Raw genomic sequence first — 25206 nt, 5'->3', positions numbered from 1 at the left:
AACAAAAAGCTTCACAATTTGTCTAAATTTAGCTTCAGAAATTTTAGAACGATTTGCATATTTATTTTTCAATTGCATGAGCATGATTAGAACACCTAATTATTTAGTTGTTCTACTCGTGACCCTTGATTATTTTTGCAGTCCTCATCGCCGCAATCGGCATGATCGGAGCCGGTTGTCTCGGAGCCGACGATTCAGACACGAATGACGGACAAGCAAACAATACGTCCAACACAACAAACACATCAACCAATACAAGTACCAATACGAGTACCACAAACACAAGCACATCTAACAACACATCAAACACAACGCCTTCATCATCCTCATCACTTCCGGATGTTGTTTATGCAAACCAGAACGGCAGCGGCGGCGGCGGCAGCAATAAGAAATCTACGCCATCCTCACCCGGTACATTAAACGGTGATCCGGTTTCTTTAAACCAATATGACCCTGTGGACAACGTTGCTAAATGGTATCTTTACGTTCCTTCTTCCGAACTCAATGAAGAAACAATTTTTACTTTAACAATGCCCGGCTCAATCACAGCTGATCCTGAAATCTTAGCAGGCAGTGAGACTTTGATTGATACAGCAACAGCTAATGACAAAATATTAACAATTGGCTTCCAAGAAACCGCAGCAAACGCAGTTTCTTTAAGCAATTGGGGTAATTTTGATCTCAATGTCACAGTCGGCGATATTGTGTATCAAATTTCGTTCTATGCATCTGCCGTTATTGAAGGAAAATCCGGTGCAAATGGTGCATTGAAGTTTATTGAAGTTAATTATGATCGTGATGAAGCTTTCATCTCTGCCGGTACCACTAAAACTTATACTACAGAGCTTGACAATATCAAATTCTCCTTTGAACCTGCTTCAGGTTATGTTCTTAAAGAACTTATCATGAAAGACGGAGATGGAGAAACAGTTCCGTTAACTGAATTCGGTTTGACTTTTACAACGACTGACCCTCTTTCATCTCAAAAATATACAGCTGAAGCAATATTTGAAAAGAAAGTTATCGCAACATACGAAGACGATAAGATTTATGTTGATCAAAATCTGATTGCTCAATCTAACATCTTTGTTTATGTCCCAGGTGATGAAATTGCAGAAAAAACAATAACTCTCGAATTCGCCAACAATGTATCGTCAAATACAACCGAAAAGAATGAGATTATTGACTCAATTGTTACAAGCGGCAAATCTATAAACGTTAATATGAAAGCAGGCATTACCTCTGCCAACCTCGAAAATGGAGGTCCGAATCCGAGTGATGTTAGTTTAACCGTAACGACAAGTGACGGAACAACATACAATGTTTACATTTTGAATTCGGCTGTTTTAAAGATTAAGTTGCCGGCAAATGCTGTATTGCTTAATAATGGCGAAGATATGGGCTTAACTTCTCCGAAGGATTACAGATTTGTTGAAAACGTAGGAACAAGTTATGTCTTTACAGCTACGATTGACGGAAATCCGGCATTGGTTGACCTTAAATCAAGTGCTGGTGATGGTAAATCCGGTTCACTTAATCTTGGACCAGTTACAGGTATTACCTATACCATAGAAGTAATGGAAAATGACCTTTAATTTAAAAATAAAAAATTTAAGAACGGAATTTATTTTTCCGTTCTCTTTTTTCTTTTTTTCAAACATTTATTAATACATCCAGTCCCTATTTTTCATTATGACAAACCGAAAAACTTCTTCTTCAAATTTTTCTTCAAATTCATCTTCTCATTCCAAATTCCGTTCCGTTGACGTCAGCGCCGGCGAATTTGAATTTCATTACAATCCGGATGCCGTTTTTGCGGTTGACACAATCATCGGCGACACAAGCGCGGTGATTGACGGTGTTCTTTCGTCTTCCGTCCGAAACGGACGGTACAAGCCTGTCGACAATGATGTTTTGACGGTCGTTGTTCCGGAGGCGGTTTTGGCGGAACTTGAAAACCAGGCCGACAGCCGGCGCGAAACGGGTGTTTACGGCATTGACGAACTTCTTGTTCTTCGGGAAATGGATGAGGCGGGAGAAATTCATCTCAAATATGACGGCAATCGGCCGACGGTTCACCAGATTCGGGACGCGAAACTCGGGGAAGTGGACGCGCTCATCCGGCAGACGGCGGCGGATGTCGGCGGTCTGTTTGTCACGTCCGATAAAGTGCAGGCCGTCATCGGAAAAGCCAAGGGCATGTCCGTTGATTATGTGCCGCCCGTGATTCGCGAGGCGGAAGCGGACGTCTCAAAACTTTCCGTTCTTGACTTTTTTGACAACCAGACGATGTCCGTTCATCTCAAAACGAATGTCGTGCCGATGGCCAAGCGCGGCTCCGTCGGCGAAATGAAATACATGCCGATTCGCGGCACACTTTGTACGGCCGCCGAGCTTGAGCATATCAAATCCGAGCTCATTCATTTTACAAAAACAGATTCAGAATCGTTTATTGAAATGGAATACAACGGCGCTTTGATCCTTCAGGTCCGCGACATGAGAATTGCGATTACGGAAGCACCGTTTTCCGACGATTTTGAAATTACGATCGTGCGTCCGATTGCGCATGTTGATTTCGACAAATACCAAGCAAGCGATGTTCTCAAAGAAAGAATCTTGCAGCAGCGCGGCATTTTAATCGCCGGATCTCCCGGTGCCGGCAAATCAACGTTTTCCGCGTCCGTTGCGAAATTCCTGCTCGAAAACGGCAACGTCGTCAAAACCATGGAATCCCCGCGCGACCTTCAGGTGCCGACGGAAATTACGCAGTATGCGCCGCTGGAAGGAAAAATGGAAAACACGGCCGATTTGCTTCTCTTGGTGCGCCCCGATTACACGATTTATGACGAAGTCCGAAAAACGCAGGATTTCATGCTGTTTGCCGACATGCGCCTTGCCGGCGTCGGCATGATCGGCGTCGTTCACGCGACGCGCGCGATTGACGCGGTTCAAAGACTGATCGGAAGAATCGAGCTCGGCGTGATTCCGCAGGTTGTCGACACCGTTATTTTCATCGACAAAGGACAAATCTCAAAAGTTTACACGCTTGAATTTACCGTTAAAGTGCCGCACGGCATGATGGAAGCGGATCTGGCAAGACCGGTTATTACGGTCAGCGAAATGGCATCCGGCAAAACGGAATATGAAATTTACACATACGGCGAACAAGTAGTTGTCATGCCGGTCGGTCCCGGCGGCGCAGCATCGCCGGCCGAGCGCAAACCGTTTTGGGCAGACACCGAAGCCATGCTTGCCGAAGAAGTCGAACGTTACACATCCGGACCGTTTGAAGTGGAGCTTGTAACAGATACAAGCGCCGTCGTGAAAGTCAAGAGCACGGACAAAAAGAAAATTATCGGCCGCGGCGGCGACACAATCAACCGCATCGAATCGCACACGGGACTTCGGATTGATGTTCGGGAAATGCCCGTTTCTTATTTCGGCCGCCAAAATAAAAACGGCGACGGACGCGGACGGGACAAAAACGGCGGCCGCAGAAAACAGCATTTTGAAGACGGTTATTCCGCCGAAGACTTCGGCGGCTTTGAAAATGATTTTGACGGCAGCAACAGCGACGGCAACAGCAGTTACGGCAGCGGCAATTACGGCTACGACAATGTTTCGGACGAATACGGCAACAATCCTGATTATGCGATTCCCGTCTTTGAAAAGACAAAAAAGCATTTCATTCTCCGCGTTCCCGAATTTTCCGGAAAAGACGTGGATGTTTTCATTTCGGGAAAACCGTTTTTCAGCGCGACCGTCGGCCGCGGCGGCGATATCAAGCTTCGGACGGATTCGGAATTGGTTGATAAAATTAAAGACGGATTCAGAAACGGAGAATTGATTGAAGTCAGACTTACAAAAGCTTCGGAGTATAAGGATTGATTTATTCCTTTCTCTTTTCTTCTTTTTTCAATTGGGACATACTTTTTATTATTTTGAAAATTAATAAATTTAGGATATGTTTCATTATTATATTTTTAATCATGGGTTTGCACGCGTGGCAGGCGAAGCTGTTAGAAACGCAAAGGTCGGAGGTAATAATGACAGCGAAAACAGTTGCATTACCATCGTTTATGAACAACTCACTCGTAATTCGCTTCGTTTATAATCCTTAAAACAAATTCTCTGAGCTCATCTTCAGATGCCGGATATTTTTCATCTTTTCTGTCTGATAAATTGTTTGTCTTACCGTTGTAATATGTAAAAAAATCGGTGATTGCCATTCTGACAACAAAAGATTTGCTCTTTTTAAGAAGGTTTGAAAGATCTTTTAATTCATCGTCTATAAATTTATTATAAGAGACAGATATTTGTTCTTTTTTTATTTGTTCGGATTCAATGTCCATTATTGATGAAATAAAATTATTAAAATCTGTTTCATTTTTACAAAGTGTCAGTTTTCCTAAAAACATTAAAATGGCAGTGTTGACAACATCTGATACCGAACTAAAATATTTGGTTGAAACAAGTGCTTCCATTTCTGTTTTAATATGAGGATTGATTGCTAAAGAAATTGATAATTTATTGCGGTTTGGTTGATTCATAATTTCCCATGGTTTTTGAGATTATTATAATTTTTGATACTATTGTGTTTTATTTCTGGAAATTAAGTGCAATTATATTTTCATATATAGATTTTGGACACTATATCACCACCTGTCTTTCAAAATTGTTACAATTGTGCTTATACAATAACAAATTTTAAATATAATAATTGCAGATGTATGTTTTACCATGGTGCTGTAAAAATTAGTACTTATGTAAAAAGGTGTTATTAAATGGAACAAAAATTTATGTGGAACGGACCGTTTGCATGGCCCGGTTATGAAACCGAGACCGGATTAGATCCAATTCCGGATATTGCAGGCGTTTATCTTTGGACGTTTGAGTATGAAGACGGGTATTTACTTTATTTAGCAGGTGAGACAACTTCCATGAAAAGAAGATTTAAGGAGCACACATCAGGTTATAAAAATGGAAAAGAGGTATATGTCGTTCTGGAGTCTGATCAAGCTTCAAAAGGAGTCCGAAATGAACTTTGGCCTTATCATTATTCAAAAAACAAAGACGAATTTAAAGCCAATAAATCACTGTACTTGAAAGATGTTGAAAGACAACTTTCAGCAATGAGAGTCTTTGTGACGGAAATCCCAGGTGAGCGCTACAGTTCAGGTCATCATCTCAGACAAAGGATGGAAGGTGCTCTTATGAGGAGTCTTTACAATTCAAAGGAATCGTGGGCGAAATTAGCTGATCGGGGGATGAAATTATTAGATCCTAAACCAAGCGATAATAATTATTACGGAGTTCCAATCACAGCAGAAAATATTTGCCCGGTTAAAATATATGGATTGAATAATGGTTCTGATAAATTGTATGTTAAATGAATACAAAAAAATAATCAAAATTATATCTCAAAAATTTGTAATGAATTAAAAAAATAATAATTTGGAGTAATACAAAATGAAAACAAGATACGAATTAATAATTGAAGGGACTGATGCTGATCAAGAAGATATTATACAAATTTTTCACTTATTCACAAGAGAAATCTCAATGAAATATAGTGGTTTGGAAAAGTGCGACTTCAAGGTAAACGGTGAATCGTATAGTGGTTTCGGCGAAGAAATCTCCGAATGAAATGTATGTGCACAGATGAGGTCTAAAACATGAAGAAAATAATTATGTTTGTATTAATTGCATCGTTGCTGATTACACCTGCATTTGCTTTATCCGATTCGTCAAATGATGATGTATTTGTCATATGGACTAATAAAGATCCGATGATGACTCAGAATGTAATGACTGTCATTGCTCACAACGAAACAGGAGTTTGCTATCTGATTATTTCAAACAGTCAAAGTATATCAGTAACGCCTATGACTCTTGAAAATGGGCAACCGTATATTTATATGACTCCATATCTTATTGAAGAAAGAAATTTCAATGCTGGTAAAAAGTAATTTTAAGTTTTCTCAATGAAATTTTACAAATTTGGCTGGTTTATTCAGCCATTTTTTTTAATTTGTACTTATTAATGAATCAATCTCGGCAAACACTTTGTACAAATCCACGAATTTTGCCCGTTCTTTCGAACCGACACCAAATAATTCCCTTCATCGTTTTTCCCGCAAACGAAACATGAAATTTCATTCGTATTTGCATTCGAATTCTGGTTTGCATTTGGATTCGTATTCATATTCGCGTTTTTCGTTTCATTTTCTTTTTTATGAAGCTCGGCTTTTTCTTCATCAAAAGCGACGGCTTCTCTTCTTTCAATCGTCATTGCGCCGGTCGGACAAATGCCGAGGCAGGCGCCGAGGCCGTCGCATAAATCGTCAGATACGACTTTGGCTTTGCCGTCGATGATAACAATAGCGCCTTCGGCGCAGGGTGAAACGCAGGCACCGCAGCCGTTGCATAATTCTTCGTCAATTTTAACAATGTTTCGGACTGTTGTCTTTTTGTCAGAATGCATCTTTAAATCCATTTTCCCTCTCCTGTTTTGAATGATTCTGTTTTTCTTTTATGATTCTGTTTTAATGATTTTGTTTTTGATTGTTTTGTTTTTGATTGTTTTGTTTTTGATTGTTTTGTTTTTGATTGTTTTGTTTTGTTTTTTTGTTTATGATTATTAAACTTGAAACGAATCATTCTTTCATAATTCTTTCATAAATTCTTTCATATTTTCATACTGTTTAAAACACCCATTAAGTATATAAAAGATACTCTTCGTTTGATATTTATTTTCATCGCAATTATATTTAAATCGATATGAGATAGACTTTTATCAAATGACTTTATAGGATTAGTTGTTAATTTAATTCAAAAAACGCTGAGGTTTTTTTATCGCGATTAATTACATTTTTATCGGAAAAATCGCCGTTTGGCTTTTATTATTCATCATTTTTTTCAATTTGCTTGCGGTAGCCGTCGGTCTTTACAGTATCCGCAAGAAGAAAATCATTTATCCGAAATTCGTTTTATTCATGCTTTATTTGTTTTATTCGCCGACCAAATGGGTTTTTTCGGCCTTTTCCATGAACGATCTGCTCGTTGATGAAATCCTGGTCGAAATTCAAAATTCCATTTATTTGGAAAAATTCAAAAAACAGGATGAGCGCAAAGTTATTTTGCTGCCCCAATGCCTGAGAAGTTCCGACTGTCACGCGCGCTGTGATCCGCTTTACGGCTTCATTTGCACAAAATGCGGGCGCTGCGACATCGGGGAAATCCAAAAAGAAGCCGAAATACGCGACTTCAAAGTGTTTGTCGTTCCCGGAAGCAGTTTTGTTAAAAAAATCTTTAAAGAATACAAACCCACTTCCTGCATCGGCGTCGCCTGTCCCGTCGAATTGAGCGAGTCCATGCAGAAAACTTCCGTCATTCCGTCGCAGGGCGTTTATCTGATTAACGACGGCTGTTTTGAAACAAGAGTCAACGTCGGCGAAGTCGTTGAAAAAATGGATTTGGTCTTCCCGATTAATGCCGACAGCAGCGGCGACGGCAGCAGCGGATCCGGCCGGTACATTCTGCCGACATTATACGATTTTGAAAATGAAGGAGGGGGTTCCTGATGTATGACGAAGTCGGCCGCATAATGGTTTTCGGCGCAATCCTTTCCGTAATTTTGCTGATCATTGCTTTTTACATCGTGCACACGCGCCTTCAAAACAACGCTTTCTTTGCGTCTTACGCCTCAAAAGTGATGGATTTCTTTTACAAACCGCTTTTGGCCGTTTACATGCTGGCCTATAAGAGTCCCGACAAACTGCACAAAACGATGGCTGAGACAAAAAACAATGCGCAGGGCAAAAAGTTTTCCAAAACCAAAAACAGAATCGTTTTGGCCCCGCACTGCATGCGTCATATCGAGTGCAAAGCCCGCACGACGCGCACCGGAATTCAATGCACCGGCTGCGGCAAATGTGATTTCGCCGCCGTCAAAAAGATCTCCGAAGAGCACGGCTATAAACTTTATATCATTACAGGTTCATCTTTTGTCAAACATATTCTCAAACATCCCGATGCCAAAGGCACGGACGGCGTTCTGGCCATCGGCTGCAATTACGAAATCAATAAAGGAATGCGCGAACTGAAAAAAACAAAAATTGCAACATACGGCGTTCCGCTGCTGTCAAACGGCTGCTACAACACGAATATTGATTTAGAAGAATTTGAGAAACAACTCATTCATTTTGAAACTTAAGAGGTTTACAGATGTCGGCAAATGAACCCGGAGAATACGGACAGAGTGCGCATGGCGAACATCACGGCGAACATAACCATGATGAACAGAATCATCATGAACATCATCATGAACAGAATCATGGACACGATGAAGACTGCGGCTGTGACCATTCCCACAATCATTCTCATTCACACAATCACTCCCGCAATCATTCTCACGATCACTCCCACAATCATTCTCACAATCATTCCCATAACCATGACGCCCACGCGCGCGGATATGACAAGCCCTTGATTGACGGCGACGATGACGACTCTTCCTGCGCCTGTTCTCATCATCCGGAAGATGCTGCCGCCAAAGAAATTGTTTCAAAAATGGTCGTTCAATTGGATGAAGTTATTGCGCTTTCGTCCGGCCCCGTTTACGGAGAATTTATCGCAAACGGATCGCTTCATCAGCGCCTGACGGACCTGTTGGAAAAAGTCCAGGAAGAAGCACTTTCCCTCCCCGAGGATTTCAAAAGAAGAAAACCGAAAGCGGATTGGGGATTTTTAGAAACACTGAAAATTCAAATTATTCATCCCGAATTCGGTATGAACCCCGAAACGCTTTGGGACATCGTCCGCCTCGAAATTCCGCATCAGCACAAAATGCTCGGAATCATCATCAACGGATGCAGTCACGATCATTAAGTTCAAAAACTTTTTACTTTTATTTTTTTCATTTCTTTTCATTTTTCATTTTTTCATTTTTTCATTTCTCATTTTTCTTCATTTCTCATTTTTCGTCATTTTTCTTTTATCTCGATTAAAACGTCGCCTCGTTTTGATTTGTTCTGATGTCCGTGCAGCTCGCGCCGGCAAACGCGGCAGGGACAGGCCGGCAAATCTGCAACTGTATTTACGGAAACGGCGTAATCTGTGCAAACAGAATCGGTAAGGTAATCTGTGCCCACGCTCGCGCAGCGAGCGGATGTGATAAGAATGAGATGATGAACGATCGTGCATTGTCCGCCCTGTTTAGAGCTTTGCCTTTCTTGCTGCCGCCGCTTTTCAAACAGTTGTGCCAAGCCGAAATAAAAAAGAAATCAAAAAATCAAATAAATCAAAAAAGATTAAAAAATCAAAAAAGATTAAAAAATCAAAAAAAATTAAAAAATAATTCATAACGCGGGTCCGGCGAGTAAGCTCCCTTCTGTTTTCTGTACGTTTCAAAGAACATTCTTATCTTTGATTCATCAATAAAATTGAAATGTACGACGGCATTCGGCTTTGCGTCTTTTAACCTCGGGCGTGCTTTCAAATCAAACACGTGATCCCGAATCAACTTGCACCTGCGGGGTTTTACCGTTGCATCCGTGCGCCGTGCGCCTCAGTTTTTCACATCATCGCTGACACGGCCCGGTATCGTTTCTGTGCCATAGCCTTGACTCTCGCCAAACGTTCTTCACAAACGTCCGCAAATTTGAAAGAGGGTGGGGAGACTTTCCTCAGGAAATTAAAATTCCCGCAGCCGCCCTGCCGCTCCCGCGTCATTCAAAAAAGGAAAGCGTGGTATTTAAAAATTCGCTTCAAATGATTCAAATGAATTTCAATAATGAATCCAAAAAACCGTGTCCGTTTGAATTGGTTTTCAAAAAAATGTGCGGCTCGCGCGAAGGCGGCGGCGGCAAGCGGAATCAGGTCTGCAGGCGGCAACTGTATTGACGGAAAACTGAAGGTAATCTGTGCAAACGGAAACAGTAAGGCAGCTGTGCAAACGGAAACGGTAAGGCAGCTGTGCAAACGGAAACAGTAAGGTAGCTGTGCCCACGCTCGCGTAGCGAGCGGATGTGATAAAAATGAGATGATGCACACAGAAACACATCCGACAATGCAAACAGCAACGGCATCACAAACAACAATGCAGCACAAACAGAAGCACAATACAAACAGAAGCACAATACAAACAGAAGCACAATACAAACAGAAGCACAATACAAACAGAAGCAACAACTTGTTTTGAAAAAAGACTGTTTTTCGTTTTAATTGAAAATCATTTGAGTCATCTCCAATCTTCATTTTGCTCGCTACGCTCACAAAATTCAGATTGGAGGGGCGGTTCATAGGTTTTTCTTTGATTTAATTATAAACCGAAACATCGTTTTCTTCAAAAGTTAAAGAAAAACGAACCCCGTTTTAATCTTTTTAATTTTATGGAAGAGGGGGTTCGGGTTTGAAAAGTTATTCAAAATGATGTTTCGTTTTTTGAAATAATCGTTCATTTTCAAAGTCAGCGCATTTAATCGTCCATTTTCAAAGTCAGTGCATTAAACGCCACAATCACGGTGCTGAGCGACATGAGAATGGCTCCCGCCGCCGGACTGAGAATGATTCCGACAGGCGCCAGAATTCCCGCGGCCAGCGGAATTGCAATGATGTTGTAGCCTGCGCCCCACCACAAATTCTGCTTCATCTTTTTGGACGTGTTTTTGGAAAGCGACAGGAAGTGAATAATATCGCTCGGATCGCTTTTGACAAGAACCACGTCCGCCGAATCAATCGCCACATCCGTTCCCGCGCCGATCGCAGCGCCGATGTCCGCGCGCGCAAGACTCGGGGCGTCATTGACGCCGTCGCCGACCATCATGACAACTTCGCCTTTCGCCTGATATTCCTGAATGATTTTTTCTTTATCCTCAGGCAAAAGACCGGCATGAACATCCTCGATTCCGAGTTTTGAAGCAACCGCCTGCGCTGCTTCTTCATTGTCTCCCGTCAGCATCACTGGGCGGATCTTTCGCGCCTTCAGGTCGTCAATCATCTTTTTCGCGCCGTCTTTGATTTGATCGCCCTGCGCAATGAAACCGACAGGCTGACCGCCGATTAAAAGAAAACTGATTGTGCTTCCTTTCCCTTTCAAATCATTTAAAGCGGCGGCATCATAAGAAATTTGATTTTTTGTCAGATAAGATTCGCTGACGATTTTGATATTTTTGCCCTCGGCCGTTCCTTCAATTCCCGCGCCCGGAATATTATTGACATCCGAAATCTCCGGCGTTTGAATTTTTCGCGCGTCAATTTCCTTTAAGATGCCGGCCGAAAGCGGATGACTTGAATTTTTCTCAAGCGCGCCGGCATATTTCAAAATCTCTTCTTCCGTCATCGACGCGTCCAATGAACGAACACCCGTCACCTTAAAGTTCCCTTCCGTTAACGTTCCCGTTTTGTCGGTCATGACAACAGTTGTTTTCGGCGCCGTTTCCAAAGCGTTTCTGTTGCGGACCAAAAGTCCGTTTTTCGCGCCGATCGAAGTCGAACGGGCAACAACGAGCGGAATTGCCAAGCCGAGCGCGTGCGGGCAGGCGATGACCAGAACCGTCACCATCCTCTCCAGCGCCGTGTTGACATCCGCCAAGAAATACCACACCGCAAAAGCGATTAAACTGACCGAAACCGCGGCATAGAAAAGCCATCGAGCCACTTTGTCCGACAACGTTTCGGATTTCGATTTTTCTTTCTGAGCGCTTCCGACAAGCTGCATCACCTGCGCCAAATAGCCGGACTCGCCCGTTCCCGTAACTTCCACCGTAATCGTTCCCGAACCATTTACGGATCCGCCGATCACTTGGCTGCCTTTTTCCTTGGCAACCTCTTTGGATTCTCCCGTGATCATGGATTCATTCACGGTCGTTTTGCCGTCAATCACCATGCCGTCCGCCGGGATTTTGCCCCCCGCTTTCACCAAAACATGATCGCCGATCTGAACATTTTTCAAATCAACCGTTTGAATTTCCCCGCCGCTTTGAACAACATCCGCCGTTCCCGGAAGCAGTTCCGCCATCTTTTGAAGCGCGTCTCCCGCATTGCTGACCGCGCGCATTTCAATCCAGTGGCCGAGCAGCATAATCACAATAAGCGTTGCCAGCTCCCAAAAGAAATCCATGACATGCGCGCCGGTGTGGAAAATATTGTTCACGGCAAAAGCATACAAACTGTAAAAATAAGCGACACTGATGCCGAGCGAAATCAAAGTCATCATCGCCGGACTCTTATTTTTCAGCTCCGCTGCCGCCCCCTTTAAAAACGGCATCCCGCCGTAAAAATAAAGAATTGTCGCCAAAATCAGAACAACCCATTCCGACCCCGGAAATTCAATCTGCCACGGCATATCAATGCCCATCATCGGCGACAAAAGAATAATCGGTATCGTCAAAATTAACGAAACAATAAATTTGGTCTTCAGGTTTCCCATATTATGCATGGAATGATCCATACCGCCGTGTTCCGTGCCGCTGTGATCCGTGCCGCTGTGTTCCATGCCGCCGTGATCCGTGCCGCTATGTTCCATGCCGCGGTGATCCGTGCCGCTGTGGTCCATGCCGCTGTGGTCCATGCCATTGTGTCCCGTGCCGCTGTGTCCCGTGCCGCTGTGTTCCATGCCGCTGTGTCCCGTGCCGCTGTGTTCCATGCCGTTGTGTTCCATGCTGCTGTGATCCATTTTTCTGTGTTCCGTGCCGTTGTGATCCATGTCACTGTGGTCCATTTTTCTGTGGTCCATGTCAGTGCGGTCCGGCTCATTGTGATTCATCTCACTGTGATTCATCTCACTGCGGCTCATACGGCTGCGGCTTGTTTCGGGTTCGTTTTCGTTCATTCCATCCCTTCATGTGCAAATCTTAAAAATGAAAACAAAATAAATGATAAATGAAAAATGAAAAATAAAAAAGAATCAGGCAATCTGTTTGCCTGATCGGATTTTTCTGTTTTTTTCAGCGGTACATTGTGTTCAATGCGCGAAGCAGGACTTCGGGCTGTTTGTTGTAAGGCGTGACCGGCAAGACTTTTTTGTCTGATCCCATCAGCTTGTAAACGGCGTAGCGCGCGGTTCTGACGGAATATTCTTCCGTAAAGACCATGTCTTTCGGGATTTCAACAAACTGGCCGATCAATGCGAAATTTCTTGAATTTGCGGGAACGACTTTCGGCCTGTCGGCTTTGGCGCGGCATTGGAAAAGCGCGTCAATGTAAGGCATCATGCACGGGATGACGTTTACAACATCTTTCATGATGCCGTCGATTTCTTCTTCGAAATGAAGGTGGTGCAGAAGTTCCGTTAAAATTTCTTCGCCGGTGCAGTCAATCATCGGTTTTTTCACAAAATCGCCGATACGGTCCGGATACAGGCCGTAACCCCAAAAGATTGTCTGATCTTTGGGCTGGTTTTTGAAATGCGGCTGCGCGGCAACAACAATTGACATGCGCCAGGACGAATCTTTAAAAGTCATTAAAGCGCCGCTTCCGGGGACGTTTCGGGAAAACCTTTCAATCATTTTCAAAAGCTTGTCGCCTTTTGAAGTGACGGTAAAAGATTCCCATTTCGTTTCATCGGGATGGCCGAAAAACGGTTCGGGATTTCCGAGTTCACTCCTCTTTTCGGCAATTTTTCTCCAAAGATCCGCCGACGGCGGGTTGTCCGGAAGATAACGGGCGGGCGTTTTAAGATCGCCTTCGTCGGAATTGTCCGTGATGCAGCCGCAGGTAAAGAAGCACATATCTTTCTTTTTCAGGCTGATTGTGCCGTTTTTGATGTTGTTTTTATTGCCGCGCTTGTAATGAATTTTTGAGACGGCAATTTCATCGCAGTCTCTGAAATCAATATCTGTGACCGTGCATTTCAAATCGAAATCCACATTAAATTCTTCCAAATACTTTTTCAGCGGAAGAATCAGCGAATCATATTGGTTGAAACGGGTCCGAGTTACGCCTTCAAGCGTTTGGATTCTGGAAAATTCGTAAATCATTCTGTTCATGTAGCGCTTCAGCTCACAAACACTCGACCATTCCTGAAATGCAAATGTCGTCTGCCACATATACCAGAAATTTGTCGTAAAGAAATGCGGTGAAAACCAGTCGCGGATCTTTAAATTGTCCAGATTCTTTTCCGGCTCAATCATGAGTTTTGTCAGCTTCATGCGGTCGCCGTTGTCAAAACCCATGGACATGACATCCAAAACGTATCCGTCTTTATCGATCAGGCGCGCGTTGGCGTGCGTCGGATGGGTGTGGTCAAAGTCCAATATTTCATCCGTGACCGAAATTCCCGGCTCTTCCAATGACGGAATCGTACGGAATAAATCCCAGAAGTTTTCATACGTCTCTTCATTCAGCATGCGGCCGCCGCGGCAAACGAATCCTTTTTCAGGCGTTCCGATGCCGTCGTTGCTGCCGCCGAGAATGTCCAGCGTCTCTATAATATGAATGTTTTCGCCTTTAAAATCAAAATCACGAATCAGATACACGGCGCCTGCAAGCGATGCGATGCCGCCGCCGATAAAATAAGCCTGTCTGCCGGTTTTTTCTTTAACCATAATCTTAACGACCTTGTTTTTGTTTTACGGGATTTCTCCTGTTGTAAAATATACAACATAATTATACATTCTTAAAATATCATTTTAGTTTTATATAAATGTATTTGGAAATAAACAGATTAAATTACGGCAACGGCAGAATGAAAAATGCTTCAGCTCACGGCAGCAAATCAATGCGGCAGCAAATCAATGCAGCAGCAAACAACCGATGCGGCGGCGCGCGCGAACGGCACCAATTTCAAAATATTTTTAAAACATTTTCCCGTTTTGAAAAAATTTAAAACCGACTCTTCTAATGAAAATGAAATAAAACGGAATTGAAATTAGAAATAAAATTAGAAGTAAAATTTAAAATAAAATCAAATGAAATCAAAACAAAAATAAATAAAAAAAGCCGGAATGAATCCGGCTGAGTTTGTATTCAATAATTATTTTTTAAATTGTATCTTATAAACGAATCAGAAGATGTCTTCCGGTTCGAAATATTCCGGCGGGTGCTGGCAGGACGGGCATTTTGCCGGCGGTTCTTTGCCGTAGTGAACGTAGCCGCATTTCATGCATTTCCAGTGAATCGGCTCGTCTCTTTTGTAGAGCGTTCCGTTCTGAAGCTGTTCCAAAAGTTTTTCGTATCTTTGTCTGTGATGTTCTTCAACTTTTGCGATCTGGCGGAACATTCTGGCAATCTCGGGGAATCCTTCTTCATCCGCAACGTCCGCAAATTCGGGATACATTGTGGTTGTTTCGTATTCCTCGCCGTCCATGGCAGTTTTCAAGTTCGCGGCTGTGTCGCCGATACCGTTTAATTTCTTGAATTCATCTTTGGCATGCTGCATTTCGTTCAAGGCGGTTTCTTCAAAGACTTTTGCAATGAAAGGGTGTCCTTCTGCTTTGGCAACTTTTGCAAAATAATCGTACTTGTTTCTGGCCTGGCTTTCGCCGATAAAGGCCGCTTTTAAATTTTCTTCTGTTCTCGTCATTTGTAATCCACTCTGTGAGATCTGTTTTTTTTAATTGAATCTGTTTTTTAATAGTTGTTTTCAACTGCTGTTTTTAATAGTAGTTTTCAACTGCTGTTTTTTATAGTAGTTTTCAACTGCTGTTTTTTATAGTAGTTTTTTAACTGCTGTTTTTATAGTTATTTTTTAATTGAGTATTTTGACTGTTATTTCATTTACTTCATTTTAACAATCATTATAAGATTCAACGGCAGTCGATAATACGGCTGAATTTTTGAATCATAAAAAAGAATAAAATTGAATTGAAAAACTTCAATTCATCATGAACTCGGGAGATGCTTGCGCATTTTGAGTCATTTCTTCCTCGGGCGCGCAGTCGCAGCACTTGCCGACAAAAATCAAATTTGTGCTTTCGACTTTGAAGTTCGGAATGTTTGCTTTTTCCGTGATGTAACTTGCAATTTCTCTGTCGTGAAGATCAAAGACGTTCTTGCAGAGTTTACAGTAAACATGGTGATGGAAGCTGATGTCCGCGTCAAAGTGTGCTTCGTTGCCGACTTCGAATTTCAGGATTTCACCGTCTTCGGCCATTGCGTTCAAGTTGCGGTAGACCGTCGACAAACTGATTGTCGGAATATCTTTTGAAACAACCGCGTAAACAGCTTCTGCCGTCGGGTGGGATTTTGTGCTCATTAAATATTCCATAATTTTCATTTTTTGAACAGTATTTCTTTTAATCATACTCTGTGACCCCTATTCGTTAAACAAAATAAATAAACAAATAAAATATCTTTTTAAAACTCATTCTTAATTAGACATTTTTTACATTTAAGAATTTTGGAGTTGTTTTCCCATTTTTATTTTGTTTGTTGTAAGGAATTTATGTTAATAACAATACAATTTAAATTACATCTATATCATATATATATTTTTTCTGTTTCTCTTTTTCTGTTTTGCACATTCAAAATATTATCGCAATCAATCGAATGTGTGTCAATATTTTTGACATCGAATTTTCGGCGTTTTTCAGGCAAAATTTGTGATTTTTTTAAACCTTTAAGAAAACAAAACTTAATAATAATGATTTGCAATTAATTTTAAATCGCTTTATTATTATTTAAATCTTTTTAGCGATTGGCTTTCAATTTGAAAAGCATTTAAATATCATTTATCCGATTGATTCTGTTATGCTGACTTTTATCGGATTGGGACTTTTTGACGCGCAGGATATTTCTTTAAAAGGCCTTCGCGCCGTTCAATCGGCGGATCTTGTTTATTTGGAATTTTACACTTCTTATCTGATGGGAACAACAATCGAAGAAATGGAAACGCTTTACGGAAAACCCATCATTCGTCTGATGCGGGAAGATGTCGAGCAAAATCCGGATTGGCTGGAAAACGCCAAAAATCAAAACATTGTTTTTCTGACCGGCGGCGACACGATGGCTTCAACCACGCACGTCGATCTCCGGATCCGCGCCAAAGACATGGGCATTGAGACGAAATTAATTCACGGCGCTTCTATCACGTCCGCCGTTTTCGGTTTGTCCGGCCTTCAGAATTATCGTTTCGGAAAATCTGTCAGCATCCCTTTCCCGTATACCAGCAGCCGCGGAAACCGGGTTGTCACGGAAACGCCGTATGACACAATCAAATTCAATCAGGAAAACGGTCTTCATACGCTTGTTTTTTTAGACATTCACAACGAACACGGTTACATGACTGTTCGGGAAGGTTTATCTTTGCTTTTGGAAGTTGAAGAAAAAAGACAAGAAGGCGTTATGAAAAACCGCATTGCCGTCGGCATTGCGCGCGCCGGATCGGATGATGTTTCCGTCATTGCCGATTTCGCCGAAAATCTTGATTCCTTTGAACTCGGTAATCCGCTTCAGATTTTAATCATTCCCGGAAATCTGCATTTTATCGAAGCCGAAGCGCTTGTCAAACTGGCCGGCGCCCCCGACTCTTTGCTTTCCGATTTTTCGGATTAATCGGTTCGAATTGAATAAATCAGAATTCAATATTAAGATTAATAATTAGAATGGAACTAATAATCAGAATGAGACTAATAATCCGAATGGCACAAAATTAAAATGAGACGAATGATTAAACAATGATTAAATGAACCGTCGGTGAAAATGAAATGCCTGCAGATCTTTACGAGAAAACAATACGTTATGAAAAACTGTTGGCGGCAGCCCTTGAAAAAGCTGTTCCGTCTTCCATTGAAGCTTCCCATATGCGGGCGGTGGCGGATGATTACCGCCGAATGGCGGATGCTTATCACAAAGACGGCCTTCACTTTTTGGAGTCCGAAGATTATGTCAATGCTTTGGCATCTTTCAGTTACGGCCACGCCTGGCTGGATGCCGGTGCAAAGCTGGGCGTTTTCGATGTCGACGACGACATTTTGTTTACGATTTAACCCGGAGAATGTTTTTCAAATCCGTGAAAGGAAACAACTAAACTTAAAAATAATCTGACAGAAATGAATTCATTGAATTCGTTTGTCAGGCGTTTTAATATTTATATCAGTAACGAATTGTTTCATGAATTGAATTCATAAATTAAATCATGAATTATTTCATGAATTGAATTGTGAATAATTCATAAATTGAATCAACTTGAATTCATAAATTGAATCAACTTGAATTCATAAATTGAATTTCATTATTTGATTCTGACTATCATTTAAACAGAATTCATTTGTCAGTTAAATTTATAAATTTTAACAAATATATTTCAGCGATATTCGTTGAACAATTTAATAATAAAAATGCAGAAAATGTAAAAATTTTGGAGACGATAAAGATGCCGAATTATAATGTTTATTTAGAAGGAGCCTGGCTTGTCAAAGATGTTGCAACCGGTGAAGATGCAATCGGAATTGCCATTTCCGAAGCCGGAAAACGGTTGAATCCGAAGCTGGAGTTTGTCGGCGTCGACGTCGGTACAATGAGCTGCGCCAATTGCGACGAAGAGTTTATGAGCGTTTATGTGGTTGCAGACACTGCTTTGGTTGGTCTCCTCTTCCAGATGAAAGTTTACGAAGCCGAGTCCGAAGAACACGCCGCACGCATTGCAACATCCGTTATCGGCAAAGCGCTTCGGGATGTCCCGCTGAAAGTGGCTGAGATTGACGAGTTCGTCTCCGACAGCCGCCCGCAAAAACCCGGACAAAACGCGCCCCGCCGCGACAGAAACGCCCGCTCCGAAGGCGAAGGCGGCCGCGACAGAGGCAAACGCGATTTCGGCGACAGACGCGAATCGGACAGCAGACGCGAACCGGACAGCAGACGCGAGTCCGAGAACAAGCGCAAATTTGAAGATGACGACGACGACGAATCCGAGTAATCTTTGAGGATTTAAATTCTGAATTTGATTCTTAAAAAATCTTCAATTTTCAATTATAATTGAAATAATTTCAACTTTAATTTCAATTTCAATTTTAATTTTTTAAAATTTTAGGTTTTAATTTTTAATTTTTAATTTTCAAAAACTCTTTCGATTCTTTTTCGATTGGAGGCGGTGTGATTAATATGAGTCAAAAAATTTCCGTTACCGGGCACACTTCTGTGGATTATTTGCTGACTGTTGAACAAATGGCCGGTCCGAATTCTTCCGCGCCTGTTTTAGACTGCCGGGAATATTTCGGCGGCGGCGCGGCAAACGTTGCGGCGGCAATTGCCTGTTTGGGCGGCGATGTCGAACTGATTTCTCCCGTCGGGAAAGATTTTGAACAGAAAGAGTATGACAAAGAATTGGAACGCTTCGGCGTCGATTTGTCAAAACTTTATCACATTCCGGATCAATCGCTTTCAAAAGCGTTTGTGATTACGGACGCAGCCTCCAATCAAACCACTTATTTCTATTGGGGCGCAGCGGCCAAACTTGCCGAAGCAAAACCGCCGCATGTGCCGTTTGTTCACATGGTGACGGCGGATTGTTTCTTTAATGCGAAAATGTCTCAAGCCGCCGATTTCGTTTCTTTTGACCCGGGACAGGATTTGGTCACTTATCAAAAAGAGCCGCTGAATACAATTTTAGAAAACACGGACATTTTGTTCGCCAACCGCCATGAAATCCGCCGTGTTATGGAAATTTCCGACAGAACATTTGAAGAATTAAAAAACATGATCGGCTTAATCATTGTCACATGCGACAAAGAAGGCAGCATGCTTTATGAAAATGAAATCAAAGACGGAAAATGTATTCGATCGGATAAGACAATCATTCCCGCCGTTTTGGCAAACGCCGTCGATCCGACAGGCGCGGGCGATTCTTACAAAGCCGGTTTTTTGACGGCGTTCACGAAAGGTTATCCGCCGAAAATCTGCTGCCAGGTCGGAAGCGTCGTTTCTTCTTTTGTTGTCGAAAAAGTCGGATGCCAAACCAATCTTCCCGATTGGAACCGGATGAAAGAGCGTTATGCCCTTCATTTTAATGTGTCCGATCTGGATGAATTCCGTAAAGATTTAAAATAAATTCCGAAAATAACAAATTCCGATTTTGTCAAAATTTGAGAGGGGCTTTTATGAAAATCGCGGCACTGGTTTCGGGCGGCAAAGACTCAATTTTTGCCGTTCAAAGAATGATTGAAACCGGCAATGAAATTGTTTGTTTGGTTTGCCTGGTTCCCGAAAACAAAGACTCTTATATGTTTCATTCCGTGAACACGGATTTGGTTCGTTTGATTGCGGAAGCTTCCGAAATTCCGCTGATTTATCAGACAACGTCCGGTGTTAAAGAAGAAGAACTAAACGAGATGAAAGAAGCGCTTTTGGCCGCCGCCGCAAATTACGGGGCAAAAGGCGTTTGCTCGGGCGCCATCGAATCCGAGTATCAACGCAGCCGCGTTGAAAAGATTTGCGCGTCTCTCGGACTGTCCGCTTTTTCTCCGCTTTGGAAATCGGATCCCGTTTCTCTTTTGCAGGAAATGATTGATTCCGGGGCAGACATTCGTTTTGCCGCCGCTGCCGCCGACGGCTTGGATGAAAGCTGGCTCGGGCGCCGGCTGGATGCGTCGGCTCTTTCCGATCTGATTCGGCTGCATCAGACAAAATACGTTCATATTGCCGGCGAAGGCGGCGAATTTGAAACCGCCGTATTGGACGCCCCGTTTTTTAAACAGAAAATCCGGCCGGTTCAAACAAATGTCCGGTGGTACGGCAATCGCGGTTTTTATGACATTTTAAAAGCTGAATTGGTGCCGAAAACCGAGGAACTAATCGAATAAGTCAATTAAATGAGCCGGTCGAATAAATCAATTTAATGAATCAATAAATGAATCAATTTATGAGTTAATTTATGAGTCAATTAATCCGATATTGAAATCAATCAGCAAATGGTCGTGGTAAAAATGGGTTCTGCTCAAAGAGAAGCAATGCTTTACGAATCGCTTTCCTCAGGCGCTGTCCGCTGTCATGTCTGCGCCCGCAGATGTACGATTGCGCCCGGCCGCACAGGTTACTGCCGCGTCCGGAAAAATTCGGACGGCGTTCTTTACACTCAGAATTACGGTTATGTTTCTTCCGAAGCGATTGATCCGGTTGAAAAGAAGCCGCTTTATCATATTTTACCGGGGACGGCGACTTATTCGCTCGGCACGTTCGGCTGCAACTTCAGCTGCCTGCACTGCCAAAATCACAGGATATCCATGCCGGACGAATCCGTTTACAGCGCCGTTCTCTCCGAAACCGGGCTCAGCCGCTTCGGCGAAATTATAACGCCGGATGAAGTTGTCCAAAGGGCTTTGCTTTTGGATACGAAATCCGTTTCCTTCACTTACAACGAGCCGACCGTTTGGTATGAATTCGTGTATGACACCGCAGCCGCCGCCAAGGAAAAAGACCTCTTTGTCATCTTGGTGACAAACGGCTACATGACGCCCGAAGCGCTTGAAAAGCTGGCGCCTTATATTGATGCGTATCGTGTCGATTTGAAAAGTTTTTCTGATGATTTTTACGCGCAAGTCTGCTCGGCGCGGCTTGAACCTGTTTTGGAATCCATATCTTCTGCAAAAAAACTCGGCCTGCACATTGAAATTGTGACGCTGATTATTCCCGGGAAAAACGACGGCGAAGACGAGGCGGAAAAAGCCGCGGCATGGATCTTGGAAAATCTCGGGGAAGAGACGCCCGTTCATTTAAATGCTTTTCAGCCGCATTATCGGATGGAAGATGTCGGCCCGACACCCGGATCCGTTCTTGAAAAGCTTCGCGCCGTTTACACAAAAGCGGGATTGAATTACGTTTATATCGGCAACATGATTTCGGAATATCAAAACACGTTTTGTCCCGAATGCGGTTCTTTGCTGATCAGCCGTTTGTATTCCTTCGGCGAGCGGGAAAATTTAAACCGTGACGAACACGGTTTTTATTGCGCTTCCTGCGGCCGGAAAATTCCGATTTTTTGCCCCGAAGATATTGACTTTTGATTGCGGGCAGGCGCTGTCCGGCCGCGCGAACGGCGCATTTTTAAAACAAATACAAGGACGATTCACGTTTTTTGATTTTTCCTTTTTTTGATTTTTCCTTTTTTTTGAATTTTTCCTTTTTTTTGAATCTTTTCCTTTTTTTTGAATCTTTTCCTTTTTTTTGAATCTTTTCCTTTTTTTGAGCGTGAACAATTTATTTAATCTGTAAGTGCCTTTCGATTTATATGTACGAAATTGAAGTTAAAGTCAAAATCCCGCATGCCGGGATTAAAGAGGATTTGATTCAAAACGGCGCCGTTTTTACGGGCGCCGAAGATCAAAGCGATATTTATTTTAATTCGCCGACGCGCGATTTTGCCAAAACGGATGAGGCGCTTCGAATCCGGTCGGTTAACGGCGAAGGCGAAATCACATATAAAGGAAAGAAAATCGACACCGTTTCAAAAACAAGGCCGGAATACAACAGCCCGGTTGATCCGATTGAAATGAAAGAAATTCTTTTGGCGCTCGGTTATTTCGTCTCAGGTGCCGTTATCAAGCGCCGCGAAATTTATGAATGGGACGGTTTTATCATCGGACTGGACACGGTTGAAGGACTCGGCGAATTTGTCGAAGTTGAAAGTGTTTTAAGAGATGCGGACGACAAAGCGTCGATTGATAAAGAGGTCTGCCGGATTTTTGAATTTTTAAACAAATACGGCATTTCCGAACAAGATTCGATTACAACGTCTTATTTGGAATTGGTTTTGAAAAATCAAAACGAATGATAAACAAATGACAACCAATTGATAAACAAACGACAACCAATTGATAAACAAACGATAATCAAATGATGACCAATTGATAACCAAATGATAATTTTAATTAATTAAACGGAAATATCTTATCAGATTTGTCAAATTTATCAATTTTACCAAATTAATCAGTTTTATTAAATGAATCAATTTTATCAAATTAAAATCAGGAAGGGAATTTTTAAATGAAATTAAATCTGATTGCGCTGTCGGGCGTCCTGTTCTGCCTGCTGTCCGCCGTCGTGTTTTCCGGCTGTCTGGGTGCGAAAGAATATGTCATTGAAGGAAAAATCATGATGGAAGACGGATCTCAGCCGTTTGACAACGCGCCTGTTTATATCGAACTGACGGACATTACGAATTCGGAAAACAAGGCCGTTGAAAATATGGTTCTGCAGAACGGATCCGGCGTCAATTATACTTATTCCATGACGCATGACAATAAACTGGATCCCAAGCGCATTTACATAATGACGGCTTATGTTGACATGGACGGCAGCGGAACCCCGAATGTCGGCGATTATGTTTCAAAAACACATTTCAGGCTGGAGCCGAATATGATTGAGCAGCCGTTTGACATCTATGTTTACCCGTATGATTGGGACGGAACAATCAATCAAAACAAATCAAAATAATTAAAAAACAAAAAGCATAACAAAAAACAATGACAAAAAATAACAAAAACAATGATAAACAATAACAAAAAGCAATAGACGAAGCCAAAAAAATAATAAACAAAATAACAAACAAAAACCAAATAAAATAACAAAAACCAAACAAAAAAATCAAAAAACAAAAATTAAAAAATGATAAAAGATGAAACCGATTCATTTAAAGAATTTTGTTTCTTCTTTTTCGTCTTTTGTTTCTTTTTTCCCGTTTGATTTTTCGGCTTTTTCTTTTTCTTTCAAAAGGCTGTTTTGAAGAATTTTAACGCTCGGAATCAAGGCGATGATGAAACCGACCATGGAGCCGACTTTTGAAACGGCGTATATTTTTTCCTGTTTGGCGTATTCTTCGGCGGAAATGTCGGGATCGTCTAAATGAACACCGGCGGGATATGCAAAAATTGTTCCGGCGGCAAAGATAATCAGGCCGAGCGCAACAATCGCGTAAAACTTCTTGGATGAAAAATCTGTATCGGATGAATTTTCTGACATTGGAATGTAATAATTTTTTAAGGATTATAAACATTTGCAAGGCTTCAACTGAAATCGAAATCTTTGAAATCATCTTATTTTCGGCAGATTTGACAAGTTTTCGGCAGATTTTGGCAGATTTTTGACAGATTTTCGGCAAAGGGTCTAAAAAAATGATTCTCTGCAACAATAATTATTTATCTCAGAATCCTGTTTAACTGGTTAAATCGGATATAATATTCGTATTTTAATATTTTTTAATATTAATTCATATTAACTCGAGTGTACATTATTTTAAAAAAATAAATGGCGCGTGTCAAAAATGGCTTCAAATATTCCGAATGTTGAAGATATCATGGTCAAGAATGTGGCCAGTGCAACGCTTCCCGGTTCCAGAGACGAAGTTTTGAGCATCCTTAAGGACAAAAAAGTCTCGGGAGTTCCGGTTTTGAAGGACAACAAAGTTGTCGGCATCGTTTCTCGAACAAATATTCTCAAAAATCCGGAAGAAGAACAACTGGCATTATTGATGTCCAGAAACCCGATTACGATTCAGGTCGGCGCCTCTTTAAAGGAAGCGGCCCGCCTTCTTTATGAAAAGAACATCCGCCGTCTTCCGGTTGTCGATGAACACGGTCATTTGGAAGGATTAATCACAACGGCTGACGTGATCGGCGCGATTGCCGATTTCGACATCGAAACGCCCGTTGCCGAATATTTGTCCTCCAACGTTTACGTTTTATGGAGTGAAACACCGCTTCCGGTCGTTTCTTTATTGATGGACCTTGCCGATGTCAAGGCCTGTCCGATTGTCGATTCAACACTCAATTTGGTCGGCATCATTTCCGACAGAGATGTTGTCGGTTCAAGCATTATTGAAGACCGCGTCGAAAAATCCGACATGTCCGCCGGCGATGACGACGACAGCTGGACATGGGAATCCATGCGCGACACAATGAGCATTTATTACAGCGTTTCAAGCGTGAAGCTCCCGACAGACAAATTCGCCAAAGACATCATGGTTTCCGAATTGATTACGGCAACCAAAATCTCAACCGTCAGTTCCTGCGCCCGCAAAATGAAGCGCGCCAGAATTGACCAGATTCCCGTCGTCGGCTCGGACGGCAAGCTTGAAGGCATGCTGCTTGACCGCGACCTTTTAAAACCGCTGATTGATATGGAATAAAACGTTTGTTTTATTCTTTCCATTTTTTATTTTTTTGTTGTTTGTTTTTGTTGTTTGTTTTTTATTTTTTGTTTTTTTCATTTTTATTTCAAAATTGTAAATTCGTTTTTTAACTTCAGTGCCATTTGTTTTTTAGTTTCAACACTCAT

29 protein-coding genes, 1 other RNA gene and 1 pseudogene are annotated in these 25206 nt (G+C 42.1%); 20 read left to right on the top strand and 11 right to left on the bottom strand.

Going from position 1 to position 25206, the window contains the following annotated elements; translation table 11 throughout:
• A pseudogene (locus MmiAt1_RS00455) lies at positions 1-78 on the bottom strand (IS1595 family transposase); the annotation flags it as partial.
• 83 nt (positions 79-161) lie between these two features.
• On the opposite strand from MmiAt1_RS00455, the gene MmiAt1_RS00450 reads away from it, so the two are divergent.
• Together MmiAt1_RS00450 and MmiAt1_RS00445 are read left to right on the top strand one after the other, a co-directional pair.
• On the top strand, positions 162-1595 hold the full coding sequence (locus tag MmiAt1_RS00450) for a hypothetical protein (RefSeq protein WP_318784947.1): 1434 nt from the start codon (positions 162-164) through the stop codon (positions 1593-1595).
• A 97-nt stretch (positions 1596-1692) separates the two neighbouring features.
• On the top strand, positions 1693-3888 hold the full coding sequence (locus MmiAt1_RS00445) for a PINc/VapC family ATPase (RefSeq protein ID WP_318784946.1): 2196 nt from the start codon (positions 1693-1695) through the stop codon (positions 3886-3888).
• A gap of 200 nt (positions 3889-4088) precedes the next feature.
• Here the strand turns inward: MmiAt1_RS00445 and MmiAt1_RS00440 are convergent, their stop codons facing one another.
• Entirely contained in the window at positions 4089-4550 is a 462-nt protein-coding gene (locus MmiAt1_RS00440) for a hypothetical protein (protein ID WP_318784945.1), read from the bottom strand.
• A gap of 234 nt (positions 4551-4784) precedes the next feature.
• On the opposite strand from MmiAt1_RS00440, the gene MmiAt1_RS00435 reads away from it, so the two are divergent.
• The 3 genes from MmiAt1_RS00435 (at position 4785) to MmiAt1_RS00425 (ending at position 5969) form a co-directional block, all read left to right on the top strand.
• Positions 4785-5393, top strand: a complete 609-nt coding sequence (locus tag MmiAt1_RS00435; RefSeq protein ID WP_318784944.1) for a hypothetical protein — start codon at positions 4785-4787, stop codon at positions 5391-5393.
• Between the two features lie 76 nt (positions 5394-5469).
• Positions 5470-5646: a hypothetical protein gene (locus tag MmiAt1_RS00430; RefSeq protein ID WP_318784943.1), complete on the top strand. Its 177-nt coding sequence runs from the start codon at positions 5470-5472 to the stop codon at positions 5644-5646.
• Positions 5647-5675: 29 nt separating this feature from the next.
• The gene (locus MmiAt1_RS00425) at positions 5676-5969 is read left to right on the top strand and encodes a DUF6440 family protein (RefSeq protein ID WP_318784942.1); all 294 of its coding nucleotides are present in this window, start codon (positions 5676-5678) and stop codon (positions 5967-5969) included.
• Positions 5970-6040: 71 nt separating this feature from the next.
• Here MmiAt1_RS00425 and MmiAt1_RS00420 read toward each other — a convergent pair whose 3' ends face one another.
• On the bottom strand, positions 6041-6496 hold the full coding sequence (locus MmiAt1_RS00420; RefSeq protein ID WP_318784941.1) for an ATP-binding protein: 456 nt from the start codon (positions 6494-6496) through the stop codon (positions 6041-6043).
• Positions 6497-6923: 427 nt separating this feature from the next.
• On the opposite strand from MmiAt1_RS00420, the gene MmiAt1_RS00415 reads away from it, so the two are divergent.
• The 4 genes from MmiAt1_RS00415 to MmiAt1_RS00400 are packed head-to-tail and all read left to right on the top strand — an operon-like array spanning position 6924 to position 8889.
• A complete protein-coding gene (locus tag MmiAt1_RS00415) occupies positions 6924-7583 on the top strand; it encodes a DUF116 domain-containing protein (RefSeq protein ID WP_318784940.1) in 660 nt (219 codons plus the stop codon).
• Positions 7583-8215 (top strand): DUF116 domain-containing protein, encoded by a 633-nt coding sequence (locus MmiAt1_RS00410; RefSeq protein WP_318784939.1) that lies wholly within the window; start codon positions 7583-7585, stop codon positions 8213-8215. The genes MmiAt1_RS00415 and MmiAt1_RS00410 overlap by 1 nt, the downstream gene beginning before the upstream one ends.
• 21 nt (positions 8216-8236) lie before the next feature.
• On the top strand, positions 8237-8491 hold the full coding sequence (locus MmiAt1_RS00405; RefSeq protein ID WP_318784938.1) for a hypothetical protein: 255 nt from the start codon (positions 8237-8239) through the stop codon (positions 8489-8491).
• A complete protein-coding gene (locus tag MmiAt1_RS00400) occupies positions 8488-8889 on the top strand; it encodes a ribonuclease HepT family protein (RefSeq protein WP_318784937.1) in 402 nt (133 codons plus the stop codon). Before MmiAt1_RS00405 ends, MmiAt1_RS00400 begins: the two co-directional genes overlap by 4 nt.
• A 95-nt stretch (positions 8890-8984) precedes the next feature.
• Here the strand turns inward: MmiAt1_RS00400 and MmiAt1_RS00395 are convergent, their stop codons facing one another.
• The 3 genes from MmiAt1_RS00395 to MmiAt1_RS00385 all read right to left on the bottom strand — a co-directional run bounded on the left by MmiAt1_RS00395 (position 8985) and on the right by MmiAt1_RS00385 (position 10051).
• Positions 8985-9266, bottom strand: coding sequence for a hypothetical protein (locus MmiAt1_RS00395; protein WP_318784936.1), 282 nt, complete (start codon positions 9264-9266; stop codon positions 8985-8987).
• Between the two features lie 102 nt (positions 9267-9368).
• An RNA gene (rnpB, locus tag MmiAt1_RS00390) (RNase P RNA component) lies at positions 9369-9725 on the bottom strand.
• Between the two features lie 104 nt (positions 9726-9829).
• On the bottom strand, positions 9830-10051 hold the full coding sequence (locus tag MmiAt1_RS00385) for a hypothetical protein (protein WP_318784935.1): 222 nt from the start codon (positions 10049-10051) through the stop codon (positions 9830-9832).
• On the opposite strand from MmiAt1_RS00385, the gene MmiAt1_RS00380 reads away from it, so the two are divergent.
• Positions 10043-10201: a hypothetical protein gene (locus MmiAt1_RS00380; RefSeq protein ID WP_318784934.1), complete on the top strand. Its 159-nt coding sequence runs from the start codon at positions 10043-10045 to the stop codon at positions 10199-10201. The genes MmiAt1_RS00385 and MmiAt1_RS00380 overlap by 9 nt on opposite strands.
• Before the next feature lie 276 nt (positions 10202-10477).
• Here MmiAt1_RS00380 and MmiAt1_RS00375 read toward each other — a convergent pair whose 3' ends face one another.
• A complete protein-coding gene (locus MmiAt1_RS00375; RefSeq protein ID WP_318784933.1) occupies positions 10478-12832 on the bottom strand; it encodes a heavy metal translocating P-type ATPase in 2355 nt (784 codons plus the stop codon).
• 115 nt (positions 12833-12947) lie between these two features.
• Positions 12948-14546 carry an oleate hydratase gene (locus MmiAt1_RS00370; RefSeq protein ID WP_318784932.1) on the bottom strand — a complete coding sequence of 533 codons (1599 nt, stop codon included), beginning with the start codon at positions 14544-14546 and terminating at the stop codon, positions 12948-12950.
• Between the two features lie 147 nt (positions 14547-14693).
• Between MmiAt1_RS00370 and MmiAt1_RS00365 the strand changes: the two genes are divergently transcribed.
• Positions 14694-14867, top strand: a complete 174-nt coding sequence (locus MmiAt1_RS00365) for a hypothetical protein (RefSeq protein WP_318784931.1) — start codon at positions 14694-14696, stop codon at positions 14865-14867.
• Positions 14868-15004: 137 nt separating this feature from the next.
• Here MmiAt1_RS00365 and rbr read toward each other — a convergent pair whose 3' ends face one another.
• Complete coding sequence (rbr, locus tag MmiAt1_RS00360) at positions 15005-15523, bottom strand: rubrerythrin (RefSeq protein ID WP_318784930.1); 519 nt, start codon at positions 15521-15523, stop codon at positions 15005-15007.
• Between the two features lie 291 nt (positions 15524-15814).
• Positions 15815-16243 carry a Fur family transcriptional regulator gene (locus MmiAt1_RS00355; protein WP_318784929.1) on the bottom strand — a complete coding sequence of 143 codons (429 nt, stop codon included), beginning with the start codon at positions 16241-16243 and terminating at the stop codon, positions 15815-15817.
• A gap of 446 nt (positions 16244-16689) precedes the next feature.
• Between MmiAt1_RS00355 and dph5 the strand changes: the two genes are divergently transcribed.
• From dph5 to MmiAt1_RS00315, 8 genes are all read left to right on the top strand, one after another.
• The gene (gene dph5, locus MmiAt1_RS00350; protein ID WP_318784928.1) at positions 16690-17493 is read left to right on the top strand and encodes a diphthine synthase; all 804 of its coding nucleotides are present in this window, start codon (positions 16690-16692) and stop codon (positions 17491-17493) included.
• 152 nt (positions 17494-17645) lie between these two features.
• The gene (locus MmiAt1_RS00345) at positions 17646-17927 is read left to right on the top strand and encodes a DUF357 domain-containing protein (RefSeq protein WP_318784927.1); all 282 of its coding nucleotides are present in this window, start codon (positions 17646-17648) and stop codon (positions 17925-17927) included.
• Between the two features lie 386 nt (positions 17928-18313).
• Positions 18314-18856 carry a DUF555 domain-containing protein gene (locus MmiAt1_RS00340; protein ID WP_318784926.1) on the top strand — a complete coding sequence of 181 codons (543 nt, stop codon included), beginning with the start codon at positions 18314-18316 and terminating at the stop codon, positions 18854-18856.
• A gap of 185 nt (positions 18857-19041) precedes the next feature.
• Positions 19042-19986, top strand: coding sequence for a carbohydrate kinase family protein (locus MmiAt1_RS00335; RefSeq protein WP_318784925.1), 945 nt, complete (start codon positions 19042-19044; stop codon positions 19984-19986).
• A gap of 50 nt (positions 19987-20036) precedes the next feature.
• On the top strand, positions 20037-20738 hold the full coding sequence (locus MmiAt1_RS00330; protein ID WP_318784924.1) for a diphthine--ammonia ligase: 702 nt from the start codon (positions 20037-20039) through the stop codon (positions 20736-20738).
• A gap of 123 nt (positions 20739-20861) precedes the next feature.
• Positions 20862-21938 carry an AmmeMemoRadiSam system radical SAM enzyme gene (gene amrS, locus MmiAt1_RS00325; protein WP_318784950.1) on the top strand — a complete coding sequence of 359 codons (1077 nt, stop codon included), beginning with the start codon at positions 20862-20864 and terminating at the stop codon, positions 21936-21938.
• A gap of 224 nt (positions 21939-22162) precedes the next feature.
• Positions 22163-22705 carry a class IV adenylate cyclase gene (gene cyaB / locus MmiAt1_RS00320; RefSeq protein ID WP_318784923.1) on the top strand — a complete coding sequence of 181 codons (543 nt, stop codon included), beginning with the start codon at positions 22163-22165 and terminating at the stop codon, positions 22703-22705.
• 212 nt (positions 22706-22917) lie between these two features.
• Positions 22918-23367 (top strand): hypothetical protein, encoded by a 450-nt coding sequence (locus MmiAt1_RS00315; RefSeq protein WP_318784922.1) that lies wholly within the window; start codon positions 22918-22920, stop codon positions 23365-23367.
• A 192-nt stretch (positions 23368-23559) separates the two neighbouring features.
• On the opposite strand, the gene MmiAt1_RS00310 is transcribed toward MmiAt1_RS00315, so the two are convergent.
• Positions 23560-23892 (bottom strand): hypothetical protein, encoded by a 333-nt coding sequence (locus MmiAt1_RS00310; RefSeq protein ID WP_318784921.1) that lies wholly within the window; start codon positions 23890-23892, stop codon positions 23560-23562.
• Positions 23893-24193: 301 nt separating this feature from the next.
• On the opposite strand from MmiAt1_RS00310, the gene MmiAt1_RS00305 reads away from it, so the two are divergent.
• Positions 24194-25057: a CBS domain-containing protein gene (locus tag MmiAt1_RS00305; RefSeq protein WP_318784920.1), complete on the top strand. Its 864-nt coding sequence runs from the start codon at positions 24194-24196 to the stop codon at positions 25055-25057.
• Positions 25058-25206 lie beyond the last annotated feature (149 nt).

The sequence above is a fragment of the Methanimicrococcus hacksteinii genome (assembly GCF_032714515.1).
GTDB classification, from domain to species: Archaea; Halobacteriota; Methanosarcinia; order Methanosarcinales; family Methanosarcinaceae; genus Methanimicrococcus; species Methanimicrococcus hacksteinii.
The sequence above is the reverse complement of the archived record's forward strand: the minus strand, read 5'-3'. Positions and strand labels throughout refer to the sequence as shown.